This window comes from Pseudoalteromonas sp. SM9913 (assembly GCF_000184065.1).
In the GTDB taxonomy this organism is placed as follows: domain Bacteria; phylum Pseudomonadota; class Gammaproteobacteria; order Enterobacterales; family Alteromonadaceae; genus Pseudoalteromonas; species Pseudoalteromonas tetraodonis.
Genome location: NC_014800.1, coordinates 585,930 through 601,838, shown reverse-complemented (window position 1 = coordinate 601,838; position 15,909 = coordinate 585,930). Strand labels below are relative to the sequence as shown.

At 39.1% G+C, this 15,909-nt stretch carries 16 protein-coding genes; 8 read left to right on the top strand and 8 right to left on the bottom strand.

Translation table 11 applies throughout. The features are described from left to right. Positions 1–80: 80 nt before the first annotated feature. The 8 genes from PSM_RS17860 to ilvN all read left to right on the top strand — a co-directional run bounded on the left by PSM_RS17860 (position 81) and on the right by ilvN (position 9,812). Positions 81–1,589, top strand: coding sequence for a GGDEF domain-containing protein (locus tag PSM_RS17860; RefSeq protein ID WP_013463272.1), 1,509 nt, complete (start codon positions 81–83; stop codon positions 1,587–1,589). 77 nt (positions 1,590–1,666) lie between these two features. Continuing rightward, entirely contained in the window at positions 1,667–3,010 is a 1,344-nt protein-coding gene (gene ppnN / locus PSM_RS17855; protein ID WP_013463271.1) for a nucleotide 5'-monophosphate nucleosidase PpnN, read from the top strand. Between the two features lie 8 nt (positions 3,011–3,018). Further along, complete coding sequence (xni, locus tag PSM_RS17850; RefSeq protein ID WP_013463270.1) at positions 3,019–3,792, top strand: flap endonuclease Xni; 774 nt, start codon at positions 3,019–3,021, stop codon at positions 3,790–3,792. Between the two features lie 69 nt (positions 3,793–3,861). Further along, positions 3,862–4,257 (top strand): DUF3192 domain-containing protein, encoded by a 396-nt coding sequence (locus tag PSM_RS17845; protein ID WP_029609954.1) that lies wholly within the window; start codon positions 3,862–3,864, stop codon positions 4,255–4,257. Beyond that, on the top strand, positions 4,257–5,939 hold the full coding sequence (locus PSM_RS17840; RefSeq protein WP_013463268.1) for a hypothetical protein: 1,683 nt from the start codon (positions 4,257–4,259) through the stop codon (positions 5,937–5,939). The genes PSM_RS17845 and PSM_RS17840 overlap by 1 nt, the downstream gene beginning before the upstream one ends. A gap of 179 nt (positions 5,940–6,118) precedes the next feature. Continuing rightward, a complete protein-coding gene (locus PSM_RS17835; RefSeq protein ID WP_013463267.1) occupies positions 6,119–7,126 on the top strand; it encodes an isocitrate dehydrogenase in 1,008 nt (335 codons plus the stop codon). Positions 7,127–7,587: 461 nt separating this feature from the next. Further along, positions 7,588–9,312 (top strand): acetolactate synthase 3 large subunit, encoded by a 1,725-nt coding sequence (locus tag PSM_RS17830; protein ID WP_013463266.1) that lies wholly within the window; start codon positions 7,588–7,590, stop codon positions 9,310–9,312. After that, entirely contained in the window at positions 9,312–9,812 is a 501-nt protein-coding gene (ilvN, locus tag PSM_RS17825; RefSeq protein ID WP_013463265.1) for an acetolactate synthase small subunit, read from the top strand. The genes PSM_RS17830 and ilvN overlap by 1 nt, the downstream gene beginning before the upstream one ends. Before the next feature lie 65 nt (positions 9,813–9,877). Here ilvN and PSM_RS17820 read toward each other — a convergent pair whose 3' ends face one another. The 8 genes from PSM_RS17820 to PSM_RS17785 form a co-directional block, all read right to left on the bottom strand. After that, the gene (locus PSM_RS17820; RefSeq protein WP_008112559.1) at positions 9,878–10,153 is read right to left on the bottom strand and encodes an HU family DNA-binding protein; all 276 of its coding nucleotides are present in this window, start codon (positions 10,151–10,153) and stop codon (positions 9,878–9,880) included. Between the two features lie 208 nt (positions 10,154–10,361). Then, complete coding sequence (locus tag PSM_RS17815; RefSeq protein ID WP_013463264.1) at positions 10,362–10,901, bottom strand: DUF3833 domain-containing protein; 540 nt, start codon at positions 10,899–10,901, stop codon at positions 10,362–10,364. A 1-nt stretch (position 10,902) separates the two neighbouring features. Beyond that, positions 10,903–11,391 carry a chalcone isomerase family protein gene (locus tag PSM_RS17810; protein WP_013463263.1) on the bottom strand — a complete coding sequence of 163 codons (489 nt, stop codon included), beginning with the start codon at positions 11,389–11,391 and terminating at the stop codon, positions 10,903–10,905. Between the two features lie 30 nt (positions 11,392–11,421). After that, positions 11,422–11,922: a DUF2878 domain-containing protein gene (locus PSM_RS17805; protein WP_013463262.1), complete on the bottom strand. Its 501-nt coding sequence runs from the start codon at positions 11,920–11,922 to the stop codon at positions 11,422–11,424. Beyond that, positions 11,900–13,162, bottom strand: coding sequence for an SAM-dependent methyltransferase (locus PSM_RS17800; RefSeq protein ID WP_013463261.1), 1,263 nt, complete (start codon positions 13,160–13,162; stop codon positions 11,900–11,902). Before PSM_RS17800 ends, PSM_RS17805 begins: the two co-directional genes overlap by 23 nt. 54 nt (positions 13,163–13,216) lie before the next feature. Then, positions 13,217–13,954: a DUF1365 domain-containing protein gene (locus PSM_RS17795; RefSeq protein ID WP_013463260.1), complete on the bottom strand. Its 738-nt coding sequence runs from the start codon at positions 13,952–13,954 to the stop codon at positions 13,217–13,219. After that, a complete protein-coding gene (locus PSM_RS17790) occupies positions 13,947–15,200 on the bottom strand; it encodes an NAD(P)/FAD-dependent oxidoreductase (RefSeq protein ID WP_013463259.1) in 1,254 nt (417 codons plus the stop codon). The genes PSM_RS17795 and PSM_RS17790 overlap by 8 nt, the downstream gene beginning before the upstream one ends. Further along, the gene (locus PSM_RS17785; protein ID WP_013463258.1) at positions 15,197–15,907 is read right to left on the bottom strand and encodes an SDR family NAD(P)-dependent oxidoreductase; all 711 of its coding nucleotides are present in this window, start codon (positions 15,905–15,907) and stop codon (positions 15,197–15,199) included. The genes PSM_RS17790 and PSM_RS17785 overlap by 4 nt, the downstream gene beginning before the upstream one ends. Between the last annotated feature and the right edge of the window lie 2 nt (positions 15,908–15,909).

The window sequence follows — 15,909 nt, the reverse complement described above, 5'->3', positions numbered from 1 at the left end:
TATTAATATGTTTTTGTTGTAAACTAAACCAATAAAGGTATTAAAATAATGGTGTGTAGGTGTCTAGGAGCTCCAATACGGTGGAACAAAAACTAAAACAAGCAATTGACAGTAGAAAAGTAATAGAAAGCGCTCGTAAACATCAAGTTGACACCCTTTCTAACTTTGCGGCTAAGTTATCTTTAAGCTGTAAAGGACTTGATATTGAGCTTGATAACCGCCTAGCAAAGTTCCGTAGCGCATTAAACAAAGGAATGGATTTTGAAGACTTCTCTCCTTTGGTAGATGATATTTTGGCCTTGCTAAAAAATCAGGAAGCGATTCAACTAGCGCATCAACGCGACCTGTTAACCAGCGTACAAAATGCAGGAAAACAGTTACAACAAACGAAAGGCCTGCCTGACGAAACCCGCAGAACGCTGCGTCATTTATTAGATAACCAACTTGACGATATACAATCGGTGCATGGGTTTATCCCAATATTAAACCAATTGATCACCTTTTATCATCAAGCTTTAATTGCTAAAAGCAATAATACCTTTGAACCACCCAATCTAAGTGTGCTCACTGAAAAGCTGTTTAAATTAGTTAGTGAGCTCGTACTAGAAGAAGAAGCCAACGAATCACTGTATTTAATAAAAAAACGCATTGCTAAAAATAAAGCCGTTGACCAGCTACTTGATGCCGCAATAGATGTGATTACTTTAATTGTTAAAAGTATTCACGTTGAACGTGAATCAGCGCAAAGCTTTTTAGCTTCATTAAACCAAACACTTGAAGAGCTGCATCGCTCATTGGTATCAACCAGTGAACACTCTGAATCAATGAATGTTGAATTTGACTCAATAAATCAACGCATTGGTGAAAAGCTAGAAAGTTTAAATACACAAACAAAAAATGCGACCTCAATCACAGCGTTAAAGCAGCTAGTTGAAAACGAGTTACGCTCACTCAGTGCAGATATTTTAGAAAAAGAGCAACTCGAACAAAAAGATCGCAGAATTTTAGTTGCCAGCTTTACACAAATAAATGAAAGAATTAATAGCTTAGAAAACAAAGTCAGTAACTATAAAAAACGTTTAAATGAGCAACGGTTTAAAAGCTTACTCGACAGCCTGACAAAACTGCCTAATCGCGCGGCATTTGATGAGCGTTACAACCACGAAATTAATTTATTTAACGAACAACCGTCAGACATAACGCTAGTTGTTATAGACGTCGACCATTTTAAATCAATCAACGATCGATTTGGCCATACTGCGGGCGATATTACTTTACAAGTTATTGCCAAAGCGCTGCAAAAGTCGATTAGGCAATCAGACTTTATTGCACGCTATGGCGGCGAAGAGTTTGTGCTATTAATGCCACGCACTTCACTTGAAAACGCGACAGCGCACCTCAATAAATTAAGACAGTCTATTAAAAAGATACCGTTTAAATTTAAAGACAAACAAATTGAAATTACTGTTTCGCTAGGCGCAACCCAATTTAAAGAGGGTGATACCCCTCTAAAAGCATTTGATAGAGCCGATCAAGCTTTATACGATGCTAAAAATTCAGGCCGGGATCGTCTGTGCATTAGTAAATAGTGTTATGCATTTCTACCTTTGAGTACAAGGCATAATTACGCAGTAAATTTACCCAAGAAGTATCAAGGAGAATGCCGATGCTAATACAGTTAAACCCAACAGGGGTATTAGATTTATTATCGCAGCTAGAAGTAGACCTCTTAGAACAGTCATCAACAAGCGAACGCTACAGGTTATTCAGAAATTGTGTTTTAGCTGTGCTTAATGTAGGCAGCCATACCGATGTAAGTAACGATATATACGAAAAACATAAAGACTTTGATATTCGTTTGGTAAGCCGTGAACGCGGTATTAAAATTGAATTAGAGAACCCGCCGCAAACGGCCTTCGTTGACGGCCACATAGTCACCGGCATACATGAGCACATATTTTCGGTTATTCGCGATATCTTATTTATTTGCCAAAAGTATGAAAAAAATCTCCAAGAAACTAAAGCCATTACCCACATGGTTTTTGACATGCTTAGAAATGCCGACGCTCTTAAAGTAAATAGTGAACCTAACATGATTGTATGCTGGGGCGGCCACTCTATTAACGAAATAGAATATAAATACACTAAACAAGTAGGTTACGAATTAGGCTTACGCGGGTTAAATATTTGTACTGGCTGTGGGCCTGGTGCAATGAAAGGCCCGATGAAAGGCGCCACTATTGGTCATGCCAAACAACGTATAACTAACAACCGTTATTTAGGTTTAACTGAGCCCAGTATTATTGCAGCTGAGCCACCTAACCCGATTGTGAATGAACTGGTTATTTTACCCGATATTGAAAAGCGACTTGAGGCCTTTGTTCGCACCGCTCATGCCATTATTATTTTTCCTGGTGGTGCAGGCACAGCTGAAGAACTATTGTATCTATTAGGCATTTTGTTGCACCCTGAAAACGAAAAGCAATGTTTACCTGTTATTCTTACCGGTCCAAAACAAAGTGAAGCTTACTTTGAGGAGCTGTGTCAATTCATTCAAATGACTTTAGGCGATGCAGCCCTAGATAAATTTGAAGTGATTATTGATGATCCTCAATTAGTAAGCCAAAAGTTAAAGTCGGCAATGAATGGTGTACGCGAATACCGTAAAAGCCAAGGAGATGCGTATTACTTTAACTGGACCTTGAAAATAGACAGTGATTTTCAGCAACCTTTTTACCCCTCTCATGAGGCTATGGCGTCGCTTGATTTACACCTTGATCAACCCAAACAACAGTTAGCGGCTAATTTACGCCGTGCGTTTTCGGGAATAGTGGCGGGAAATGTAAAAGAAGAAGGTTTAAATGCGATTAAAAAAGACGGCCCGTATGTCCTCAGTGGCGAGCCTGATTTAATGAAAGCAATGGACACACTTTTACAAGCGTTTGTAGAACAAGGTAGAATGAAGCTCCCTGGTAGTAAGTATATTCCTTGTTATACAATAAAAGCGTGAGTTTATAATTGAATCCCCATTTACTTCTTATTGATGCGCTTAATTTAATTAGGCGCATCTATGCTGTTGATGCTAACCAAACGCATCACAGCGACGAACATATGTTAAAAGCATGCTGCGCTCGAGTAGCACATGCCTGCAAAAAACTCATAACAACCACTAATGCAACCCATGCAATTGCTGTATTTGATGGCGATAAAAGTTGGCGCTATCACTTTTACAAAGATTACAAACATTCGCGCGCCCCGATGCCACAAACGTTAAAAGAAGCCTTGCCACATTTTAAAGCGGCCATCGAAGAAACCGGCATTGTGGTATTTGAACCGACTAACGATGAAGCTGATGATATTATTGCAACATTAGCCCATAAAGCCGCCAACAATCAGATAAATAACACTATTGTCTCTACCGATAAAGGGTTTTTACCGCATTTAAATGAGCAAATTGAAGTGTATGATTACTTTAAAAAGCAACAGCTCACACAGCAGCATATCCAAGAACGTTTTGGCGTGGCACAACACAAACTCATAGACTTTTGGGCTCTGGCAGGAGACAAAACCAATGACATTCCAGGTGTTAAAGGCATTGGTGTTAAATCGGCGCAACAATTGGTGAATCAGTACAACACTCTCGAAGAGGCATTAAGCGATGAATCATTAAGTGCGCGCTTACAAAAAAAGCTTGCTGATGATATGGATATGTTTGTTATTTCTAAACAATTGGTGAGTTTGCGTACTGATATCCACTTAGGCTTTAGTTTAAAGCAGTTAAGGCTTAATTAGTCGCAAGTTAATGGCACTGAACGATCGCAATACGTATACTAGTAATAGTTATATTGGTCTGGGTAGGCAATGTTTAAAAAGTTTTTTAGGTATTTGATATTGGGATTAGGTTTATATGCACTGATAGCCACGTCGGTTATTATGTTTTATAAAGACGATCCACAAGCAATGATTTGGCAAGACCGCGAAGCATTCAATAAACGCTATATTGAAAAACTGCGCTTAGAAGATTCTTTTACGCTAAATGCTGTGCTTGAATATTTAGGCAGCCCAGATTTAACCTACGCCAAGCGCGATGGTGAACAGGTGTGGCAAGTTATATTTTATCGTACACAACATAAAACCTCGGATGGCATTACCACCATGGATGAATGTACCGGGTTATTATTTAAAAACGGCCAACTAATAATGTGGGGCCCAAGTGCTTATGAAAAATACCTTGAGCAAAATGATGGAACAATTTAATGGAAGCACCACTGTCGGGTAACCTAAAAAAGCTACTCGAAAGCACACAGTTGCTTTTAGGTTCACATAATAATAAAAACCAGTGGCATACTTTTTACCCGATTGTTTGTAAACTTGCAGAACAATACGCAGCGTTATATAAACAAAACCCAGCGGCGTTACAAGCTCAGCTCAATTTGTATAAAACACACTATAGCTTTGCAACCAATTTAGTGGTTAATCAATGTGTTTTAACCTGTGCATTAAGTGCTAGCCAAAATTACGATAAACACTTAACAGAGCTTTATATCAGTGTCTCATTGGTGGAACACCTTTGTGTTGCTAATCAGTTGAATAAACTAGCCCAACAGCAAACATTTACTAATACCGACACTAAAATGTGGCAGTTACGCCATAAACTTGCTGCCAAAGTGATATTGACATCACAACAACCAGCACATCAAATTGCCCATATTTTAGCTAAACTAGCCAAATACAAACACGCATTATTAAACACGCCTAAAGTCATGCTTTATGACGGAGCCAGTGTATTGGTTGCTTTGGCAAATATTTTGGCGCTTAACGTAACCTGCAACGCAAAACAGCAGCATATTAGTTTTTATAAAGCAGTAGCTGATTTGTACATAAGAACCCCCAACTCATTTGCACAGAGGCTATTAAAAGACTTAGTGGCACACGTTGGACAATATGTACCAGGTAGCCAAGTAGTTTATGCTGACCAAACAATGATTTATTTGGCTACAGATTCGGCAGGCCGTCATATTATCGTTAATAATGCCAATTCAAAAATGGCCTGGTATCGGATAAAAGCATCATTAGAGGATGGCTCAAAGGCATGGCCGTGTAATGACGATCGCTTGTTTTTAAAAGTTTGGGACAGTGAGTACCTGCATATTGTTCATAAGAGTGACGATACACAGTCTTCTTTGTACGAATTAGTTAAACAAATAAAAAACCAACAAGAGTACAGTTACAAAGCATTAAGTACATTACTTACCCCTTATCCTAATGTTATAAAATCAGTGTGCCATGCAGTAAAACAGTATAATAAAGAGCTGCAGCCGGCAAAAGATTTAAGGCATAGCTTGTCTATGGTCGGTTACGATAAGGCCCCTGCGATTATTCAAGGCATGGTTTTCGAGCAGTTAGTAAATAGTATTGCCCATCCTTTACATACATTTTTGTGTACCCGCATGGGTTGTTTAATCAACATTGTAGAGCTGTTAGTAAAACACGATAAAAATTTGCAAAGTGAACGCATTAGTTTGAGCCTATATGCCTATTTATATTATCTATTAATTAATTACAGCCCAGAAGTTTCTAGAAAAATCACCTTAGACCAAACACCGAATAAATCCTTAGATACGCCAATATGCACATTTTTTGGCATAAACAATGTTGATACCCCTCATTTAACTAATGAGCTTAATGAATTACTTAGTAGCGACCCTTGGGCAATAGCGTTATTAAAAGCTGAAACATTGCCTAAAAAGCAGCTCGATGATAGCGCTAAGTTGTGGGCAGCTTTGAAAGTTGTAGCCCAGCGCGTACTTAAACCTAACCAGCCATTAACAGCATGGCAACAGCAGATATTAAATCAACAACTCACCCGCCATGGCTGGAAAAGTGAGGCCATTTTTTATCAATCCCTGCAGCAATTAGGTCTGCACAATAGTATTTAGCTGACTTATTATCACTATAAATTAAAGTTATACCCTGTATTTGCAGTATAAACTGGCAAAATGTTCAATAAATTGGTATAAATGCCGGCTTAAATTTAGCACCCCTGTCATATAAGTAGTCTAAACTCTGTGAGTATTTTTTATTTATGTGTGTATCCAAATCTTTAAAGGAAAAGTTCATGGCCAAACAAACCATAACAGTGATCAAAGGCGACGGCATCGGCCCAAGCATTATCGACTCAGCACTTGAAATACTAAAAGCCGCAGGATGCGATTTTGATTATGAATTTGTTGACGCTGGCCTCGCTGCGCTTGAAAAAACGGGCGAATTGCTTCCACAAGAAACAATTGACACGATTGCTAAAAATAAAATCACTTTAAAAGGTCCATTAACGACCCCTGTAGGCGAAGGCTTTACATCAATCAATGTAACACTTCGTAAGCAGTTTGGTTTATACGCTAATGTTCGTCCTGTGAAGTCGTTCGCAGGTACTAAAGCACGTTACGATGACATTGATATTATTACTGTTCGTGAAAATACCCAAGGTATGTACTCAGGTGCAGGTCAAGTAGTGAGTGCTGATGGCAACGAAGCTGAGGCAATGTCTGTTATCACGCGTGAAGGCGCTGAAAAAATCGTTACTTTTGCATACGAGCTAGCTGTACGCGAAGGCCGTAAAAAAGTAACCGCTGTTCATAAAGCAAATATTTTAAAATCAACATCGGGTTTGTTCTTAAAAGTTGCTCGTGAAGTGGCTGAACGTTACCCTGAGATTGAATCAACTGAAATGATTGTTGATGCAACCTGTATGAAACTAGTAATGACACCGGAAGAGTTTGACGTAATTGTAACGACTAACCTATTCGGCGATATTTTATCTGATTTATGTGCTGGTTTAGTTGGTGGTTTAGGCATGGCGCCTGGTGCTAACATTGGTGAAGATGCGGCTATCTTTGAAGCTGTTCACGGTAGCGCACCTGATATTGCAGGTAAAAACCTAGCAAACCCAACGTCAGTTATTTTAGCGTCTATTCAAATGCTAGAGCATTTAAATATGGGCGATACGGCAGAGCGCATTCGTAGCGCAGTGGCTGATGTAATTAAATCAGGCGACCGTACTACTCGCGATTTAGGCGGCAGCCATGGTACAACTGACTTCACTCAGTCAGTAATCGACCGTCTGTAACAGTATAATTGAATTATAAAGCCAACATCTGTTGGCTTTTTTTATGCCTGCTCAAAACCGCTTGTATCACTTTAATGTAATTAATGTGTATTTAAGCTCCCTACTCCTTAAAATTAAAAATGCATAATTTCTGCTTTTAACGTGAGGATATTTCACAACAATTAGAATTTAAGATTAAAAAAGATATAAAAATGAATTTTTAATCCAAAAACGTTAGTTTTGGGTTGACATGAGCGCGCAAAAGCCTTAAAAATAACCACATACAAAAATTGTAATTTAAACAGCATTTTATTTTAAAGAGCAAAACATCATGAACACACAATTTCGTCTTTTAGTCTTACTCGTACTGGTCTTAGTGATAAGCCCAGCGGGGATGTATTAAAAGGTGAAACATGCTTTTTAAAACCCTCGCACTACGCGGGGGTTTTTTTTTGCATAAATCAGTCAACAGAGGAATGAGGATGAGTAAACAAGAATATAATGGCTCTGAATTGGTTGTTAAGTCATTAAAAGAGTTAAACGTTAAGTATATATTCGGTTACCCCGGTGGCTCAGTATTAGACTTATATGATGCGCTATTTCAGCAAGATGATATTGAACATATTTTAGTCCGTCACGAACAGGCCGCCACACACATGGCCGATGGTTACGCAAGAGCAACCGGTGAAGTCGGTGTTGTACTTGCCACTTCTGGACCAGGGGCAACAAACTGTGTAACAGGCATAGCAACTGCGTATATGGATTCTATTCCGATGGTGGTGTTATCAGGTCAAGTGCCAACCAACTTAATTGGCGATGACGCGTTTCAAGAAACGGATATTGTTGGCTGCTCTCGTCCGATTGTAAAGCATAGCTTTAATTGTAGAAGCGCTAGTGAAATCCCCAATATTCTTGCTAAAGCCTTTTATATTGCCAGCTCAGGTCGCCCAGGCCCAGTTGTCGTTGAACTTCCTAAAGACATGCTTAACCCTGAGCTAACTTTTGCTTACAACTTTCCAGCGGCAACAGAACTCAGAACCTACAACCCTAATACCAAGGGTCACTCTAAACAAATTCGTAAGGCCGTTACTGCTATTTTAGAAGCGAAAAAGCTGGTTATTTATTCTGGTGGCGGAATTGTGCTTTCAAATACATCAGAGCAACTAACCCACTTAGTCGAATCGCTTAATGCCCCTATTACCAATACCCTAATGGGACTAGGTGGTATATCAGGCATTCATCCTAACTTTATTGGTATGTTGGGTATGCACGGTACATTAGAAGCAAATAAAGCCATGGCCAATGCTGATGTTATTTTAGCCCTTGGCGCACGATTCGATGATCGGGTTACCAATAACGTACAAAAGTTTTGCCCTAATGCCACTATCGTGCATGTAGATGTCGATCCGACTTCAATTTCCAAAACCATAAAAGCACATATTCCGGTTGTTGGCTGTTTAGCCACGGTACTTGAACAGTTACAAACTGCTATAGATAAAAGCCCAATAAAAATAGACCGCAGTGCACAAGAAGATTGGTGGCGACAGGTGATCAGTTGGCGCGAACAAAAATGCTTAAACTACAATACCGATGGCGATAAAATTAAACCTCAAGCAGTTATAGAGGCTATTTATAAAGCGACTAATGGTGATGCTTATGTCAGTTCAGATGTGGGCCAACACCAAATGTTTGCAGCGCAGTATTATCCATTTAAGCACCCTCGTCAGTGGATCAACTCAGGTGGCTTAGGCACCATGGGCTTTGGCTTACCAGCAGCTATGGGGGTTAAGCTCGCCTTTCCGGATAAAGAGTCTTTATGTGTGACTGGCGACGGCTCTATTCAAATGAACATTCAAGAGCTTTCTACCTGTTTACAATACAACTTAGCGGTAAAAGTGATCTCGTTAAATAACCGTTCACTAGGTATGGTTAGACAATGGCAAGATATGATTTATGGCGGCAGACACTCCTCTTCCTATATGGAATCACTTCCTGACTTTGTAAAACTTGTAGAAAGTTACGGCCATGTAGGAATACGAGTCAATACACTGGATGAATTACAGCCGGCAATAGACAAAGCCATGTCGATAACCGATAGATTAGTGTTTTTAGATATTTTAGTAGACGAAAAAGAACATGTTTACCCGATGCAAATTAAGCACGGTGGCATAGATGAGATGTGGTTAAGAAAAGGAGTAAAGGCATAATGCGTCGTATATTATCTATATTATTAGAAAATGAACCCGGTGCGTTATCACGTATAGTGGGGCTTTTTTCTCAACGAGCTTACAATATTGATAGTTTAACTGTTGGAACCACTGATGATGAGTCACTCTCGCGTATTACTGTCACCACTAAAGGCGATGATAGAATTGTTGAGCAAATCACCAAACAGGTAAATAAACTGGTCGATGTACTTAAGGTGATTGATTTAACCGAAATGAGCCACATAGAGCGCGAACTGTTACTAGTAAAAGTATTTGCTCAAGATGAAGCTACGCGAGCTGCTGTAACGCGGGTTGTAGATGTATTTCAGGGCGCTATTTTAGATATGGGGCGTCAAAGTTACAGCCTACAGTTGGTAAGCAGCACCGATAAAATAGAGTCGTTTTTAGATACCTTACGTCATGAAACAGACATTATAGAAGTGGTTCGCTCTGGCGCGGTCGGCATTGGTCGCGGAGATAAGGCGCTTAAAGCTAAATAAGCGTTAAATTTACGGCAAAAAAAAAGGGCTTAATAGCCCTTTTATTATTTTTATAAACCTAAACCTTATAGGTTTACTTGGTCTTTAAGACCTTTACCTGGTTTAAAGCTTGGAATAGTCGCTGCTGAAATTTGGATTTCTGCACCTGTTTGTGGGTTACGACCTGTGCGAGCAGCACGTTCTTTAACTGAAAAAGTACCAAAACCAACTAATGCAACAGAGTTGCCTTCTTTTAGTGAAGAAGTTACAGCGCCTGTGAATGCATCAAGTGCACGTGTAGCGGCTGCTTTAGAGATTTCTGCGTCAGTAGAGATTTTTTCAACTAGTTGAGCTTTGTTCATTATTAGATTCCTATTCGTTATTATTTTGCCTTCGCAAATCCTATCTTTATGCATTTTCGAAGAGTTAGCAACAGCAAATTACGTTTTTTATCTAAAATACTAAAAAATTAGTAAAATTATAATAATTCACTGTAAAATACAGCGAGTTGGGTTAACAAAAACTTAATTTAAGCACAAATATAGTGCAGCTATGCACTGTGATGAGTCGCTATATTTTTTCTATTACTAAGGTCACTTCCCCGACCTCAACGCCAAACTTAACAATAGATGTGCGGTTTATCAAGCGCGTGTTGGTGACTAAATACATCCAATCATCAAAGTTAACTTCAAAAGTGCTGCCATCGTAAGGAATTTCTACATTGTAGTTCCAATGAAAAACACTGCCTTCACTTTTGCCTGTGGCCGTGCCTAAAACATCAGAAGCAGTACCGGTTAACGTGTTGTCGTCGTTTAAGGTTATTTTCCAAATACGTTTTTGGGTTTCGCCGTCATCATAAACGAAGTCTTCCTCAATAACGCCTTGGTTGCCATCCCACGTAGCGCTCAAGTCTACAACAAGCTTTCGGGTTAATTCGCCTTTAAAGTCTTGTACAACACCGTAGGCTTTTAAATCGCCGCTAAAAAAAGTCTTAAAATCGAAATTAGGTTCTGAGCCTTTGTAATGCTCTACACTCGGCGCTGAACAACTTGCAATAAAGAAGCTTACTACCAGTAGCAAAGTTACTTTGATACGTTTTAGATTAATCATATTAAATCCCTAAAAGTTGATTTCTAATCGATGGTTCTGAGGTGTTCTCACTTAGCCAAATAGCTAAGAAGTCATCTGCAAAAGTGGTGTCTTCTATGCGGCCTATTTCATTGTCATTGTGAAAGAAAATACTGTGTCCTTGCTGATCGGTCAGTAAGGTTAACGATTCACCCTTTTTAATGTCTGGCCATATGGCTAATAATTTATCTGCATAGCGAGCTGATAATTGTGATTTACCTAAATGTTGCCATTGCTCTTTAGTGGCTTTTACAATGTCTTTAGCATCAAAGTCGCGCAGGTAAGTTAAAGTAAATTTAACCGGCGTTTGCTTGGGACTATAAGATCCAGAGGGAGTAAAAAGCGTTGCATCATAAACATCCCAAAAAAGGTATTCCATACGTGCCTCGCCCACTTTGTTAAACTGGGTATCAGCATAAGCAGCATGGTTAAACAGGGCATAAATTAGTACTAAATTTAAAAGCGTTTTCATAATCAGCTCCAAGCAGTAAATACAATTGTTTTATTGCTTAATAAACGCGCCAATTTTACCGTTAATAAATAAAATAACGCTAAACGTTGCAGCCCATAAAGCACCGTATAAAGGCCAAAATTGCCATAACGGCAAGCCGAGCTCTAACACATCGAATCGCGCCCCTGCCCAGTAACTTCCTGGTGCAAACACTAAGCATACAATAAACGCTTGCCAAGGTTTAATGGTTGTTAAAAACGACATAGAGGTGTTAATACATAGCAATAAAGCAGCCCATAAAAACACTAACCAAAGTGGAAATGGCGCTACTTTAAATTCAATCAGACCGAACTTAACCGCGATAAACTCACTTAGTAAGGCTAGTGGTAAGCACTTTAGAAGCAAAAAAGCATCCTGTTTTTTTTGCGCTGACAAATAAAACATTAATGCAATGACTACTGTTGAATAGACAATTGAATGCTGTTCAAGCAGTAGGCATAAAAACCACACTACTTGAAACAGTACAAAATTAATAAGCGAGTGCAATCTCATCATTACTACTCGTAAAACGGGGTTTGCGTGCCATTAAATGCACGGTGCTTGTTGCGCGAGTTCTAAATGCGCCCTCGCAATAAGCAAAATAAAATAGCCATAGACGGTAAAATCGCTCATCAAATTTATTACTATCGAGGTTTGGCCAACTTGCAATGAAACGATCTCGCCAATCAGCAAGGGTTCTTGCGTAGTGAGCACCAATATCGCTAACTGTGTGGATATTCATATCGGTATGATTTTTTATTTGCTCACTCATTTCGTTGAGCGAAGGCAAACACCCACCAGGGAAAATATATTGCTGAATAAAGTCAGAATTTTTTAAATAATGCTGGTAACGCTGGTCGCTAATTGTAATTGCTTGAATAAGCATAGCACCGTCGTCTTTTAATAGCTGACCGCACTGTGTGAAAAAACTAGGCAAGTACTCATGACCAACCGCTTCTATCATCTCAATTGATACTAGCTTATCGTATTTACCGGTTAGTAAACGGTAATCTTGTTTGAGTAAAGTTATTTTATTTTCAAGCCCAAGCTCTTTAATTTTATTTGCAACATAATCGTGCTGTTCATCAGAGATGGTAGTGGTTGTTACATGGCAGTCGTAGTGAGTAGCCGCATAAATTGCAAATGCTCCCCAACCTGTACCAATTTCAATGACGATGTCGCCTTGTTGTAACTCGACTTGTTCACAAATACGCTGTAGTTTGTATTGCTGTGCTTGCTCAAGGGTGGCGTCTTTACTTGGGTATACGGCACTTGAATAAAGCATTTCTTTGCTTAAAAAAGACTCGTATAAGTCATTGCCTAAGTCGTAGTGTGCAACAATATTCTTTTTAGAGCCCGAGTGAGAGTTTTTATTTTTAATGTGGTTTATACGATGAGCAATGTTACTAAAAAAAGCGAATTTCTTTTCAAATGCGTCTAGTTGGTCTTGGTTAATTGCAAAAATTTCTATCAACCGAGTTAAGTTATCACACTGCCACTGCCCTAATATGTAAGATTCTCCCGCGCCAATACTTCCCGAGAGCGCAAATGCTTTATACATAGCAGTATCATTAACGGTTACCGTTACTTTAAGCTCTGATGACGTATCGCCAAATACAGACTGCTGATTATTGTCTACAAGCACTATTTGGCCTGTTTCAATAGACGAGAACGCTTTGAATACTAACTTCTTGTATAAGTTAGTAAACCAACTTGTGCGTTCTTGAACGCGTAAGCTCGATACCTTTTCCATACACTTACCTATATTATTGTTATTACTTGTTAAACAACATAAATTAATAAAAAATTATGATCTACCTGAATGACCTAAAAATGGGACTTTTTTTACAAACAGTTTAAATGCCTGATAGTAAATACCTTTGAAAATAGACCATGTCATTGCTGGAAAACGCTTAAGCAATTTACTCATTTGTGCTGTGCAGAGTGTTTGACGCTGTAACCTTAACGATGCGTCAAAAAGTAATTCGTCATCACGCTTATTTTCTATACGTATCAGTATATTGTCTTGCTTTTGTCGAACAGTCCAATGGTAGTTCATATCTAAGTTCATAAAAGGTGATACGGAAAAAACTTTCTTAAAGTTCACTTTTTTTTGTAGTGGAACCAAGTAGTAATGTCGTTCATTCCATGGGGTATTACTCACCTCAGCGACCATGTAGCTAAATTGATTATCGTCATGGCCAAAAAAATAAAAATTAACGGGGCTAAAGTAAATACCCAAGCAACGTAACTGCCCTAACATATAAACATGACTGAACTTTTCTGTAACCCCTAGCGCAGCTAACTGAGCGTGAGCACGCTCTACAATGGGCTTATTGTCAGTGTTCGCCAATCCTTTCAAATAGTCAGACTGTTTAAATTTTAAAGCCTTAAATCCTGTGGTACCAAGTTGTTTATGTACCCCATTAAGTGCTTCGATGTTATTTAAGTCAACCCACATCATATAAAGCGGGTAACTAAACGCATGATGTTTAACAGCAAAACGGCGATGTTTAACATCGCCTAAATACACTGCATTAGTCAAACTCTACTCCAAGTTGCTTGGCCACATCAACGGCGCTGCGCACACCATCCTCATGAAAACCGTTGTACCAATACGCTCCGCAAAAGTACGTGTTATTTTGTCCATCAACGGTATGTTTTTGCTGTTGGGCGGCAATAGACTCTTGGTTAAATACAGGGTGGTGATAGGTAAATTCACGTAAAATTTTACTCTGATTAATACCTTCTAAATGATTCAAGGTAACGCAGAACTGTGTATCTGATTCTATCCCTTGCAGTATATTCATTTGATACGTAACCACCGCCGCTTTATCGGTATTATTATTGAGCAAATAATTCCAACTTGCCCATGCGGCTTTTCTATCCGGTAATAATGATTCATCAGTGTGAAGTACTACTGAATTTTCTGTGTACGGGATAGCACCCAAAACAGTGGTTTCTTGCTCACAAGGATCGCCAAGCAAAGCTAAAGCTTGATCAGAGTGACAGGCAAAAATGACTTTATCAAACTGTGCTTGCTGATCATCTGCAAAGGTAATTGTTACGCCTTCTGCGTTTCTAGTCACAGACTTAATGTGACTGTTAAGTTTTATGTTGTCGGCAAAACCGGCAATTAAAGGCTTAATGTATTCTCGCGAGCCACCGGGAATAACGTACCATTGAGGTCTATTGGTAATGTCTAGCAAACCATGGTTAAAGAAAAACTTTACAAAAAACTCAACCCCTACATTTTCCATTTCTTTAATGCTAGTAGACCAAATGGCAGCACCCATAGGTAAAATGTAGTGGTATTTAAAGAAATCATTAAAACCATGTTGTTGTAATAATTGACCTAGTGATTGCTCTGTGTAGTGACCTTTTGCGTGCAAAGCCTTACATAACTTATTAAAACGCACGATGTCATACAATAAACGCCAAAATTTAGGTCTAACTATATTTCTGCGCTGAGCAAATAAACTACTAAATGTATGCCCATTGTATTCAAAGCCGGTTGCTTCGTTATGCACACTAAAACTCATTTGTGTCGGTTTACGTTTTACACCAATGCGTTCAAGCAACTTTTCAAAATAAGGGTACGTTCTATCATTAAATACAATAAACCCCGTATCTACCGCGTAATTAATACCGCTGTGCTCTACATCTACAGTTGCTGTGTGACCACCAATATAATCATTTTTTTCAAATAATGTGACATCGTAATGCTTGTGCAGTAAATGCCCGCAGGTTAAACCTGATACGCCAGTCCCAATTATTGCTATTTTTTTCAACGGGTTAATCCTTTTGCAATTTTAAGCCAAAGCGAAAGTGGCAATATTCGCAATGCTTTAAGTATAAGTGTAAAACGATAGGGGAAATGAACTTCTTTGCGGCGTTTAGCGACGCCTTTTATTATATAGTCAGCCGCTTTTTCGGCTGTAACAGCCATCGGCATAGGGAAATCATTTTTATCAGTTAAAGGGGTTTTTACAAAACCAGGGTGTACTAATGTCACATCAACATCGGTTAAATCTACCGCTAGGCTCTTAGCTAAATAACTAACGCCTGCCTTTGATGCACCGTAGGCTTCTGAACGTGGTAATGGTAAATAAGTAACACTTGAACTAACCATTACTAATTGCCCGCCAGAGACTATTTTTGGTAAAAGCGCCTCTAAGCAGTAACCCATTGATAACAAGTTAACGTTAATAACGCGCTCAAATAAGGCGCTATCAAAATTACGTGCATCGTCAACATACTCGCAGTTTCCAGCATTAAGAATTACGCGGTCAAATTGAGTGTACCCTAACGTTGCCGCTTTTATATCTTGTAAATTAGTGGCGTCAAATTGGCAGGTTTCTATGTTGTTGTGTTTGGCAAGTTCAGCGAGCTTTTGCGTATTACGCCCGCAGGCAATCACTGTATCACCCTGCTCGGCATACTTAATAGCAAGTTGTTCACCAATACCCGACGTTGCACCTGTAATAAGGGTAATCATAG

Bases quoted from the DNA above. Each gene is read 5' to 3' on its own strand.
- PSM_RS17805 (WP_013463262.1), bottom strand. From the start codon at position 11,922: ATGAGATTGCACTCGCTTATTAATTTTGTACTGTTTCAAGTAGTGTGG.
- ilvN (WP_013463265.1), top strand. From the start codon at position 9,312: ATGCGTCGTATATTATCTATATTATTAGAAAATGAACCCGGTGCGTTA.
- PSM_RS17785 (WP_013463258.1), bottom strand. From the start codon at position 15,907: ATGATTACCCTTATTACAGGTGCAACGTCGGGTATTGGTGAACAACTT.
- PSM_RS17810 (WP_013463263.1), bottom strand. From the start codon at position 11,391: ATGAAAACGCTTTTAAATTTAGTACTAATTTATGCCCTGTTTAACCAT.
- PSM_RS17800 (WP_013463261.1), bottom strand. From the start codon at position 13,162: ATGGAAAAGGTATCGAGCTTACGCGTTCAAGAACGCACAAGTTGGTTT.
- ppnN (WP_013463271.1), top strand. From the start codon at position 1,667: ATGCTAATACAGTTAAACCCAACAGGGGTATTAGATTTATTATCGCAG.
- PSM_RS17820 (WP_008112559.1), bottom strand. From the start codon at position 10,153: ATGAACAAAGCTCAACTAGTTGAAAAAATCTCTACTGACGCAGAAATC.
- PSM_RS17835 (WP_013463267.1), top strand. From the start codon at position 6,119: ATGGCCAAACAAACCATAACAGTGATCAAAGGCGACGGCATCGGCCCA.
- PSM_RS17840 (WP_013463268.1), top strand. From the start codon at position 4,257: ATGGAAGCACCACTGTCGGGTAACCTAAAAAAGCTACTCGAAAGCACA.
- PSM_RS17830 (WP_013463266.1), top strand. From the start codon at position 7,588: ATGAGTAAACAAGAATATAATGGCTCTGAATTGGTTGTTAAGTCATTA.
- PSM_RS17815 (WP_013463264.1), bottom strand. From the start codon at position 10,901: ATGATTAATCTAAAACGTATCAAAGTAACTTTGCTACTGGTAGTAAGC.
- PSM_RS17845 (WP_029609954.1), top strand. From the start codon at position 3,862: ATGTTTAAAAAGTTTTTTAGGTATTTGATATTGGGATTAGGTTTATAT.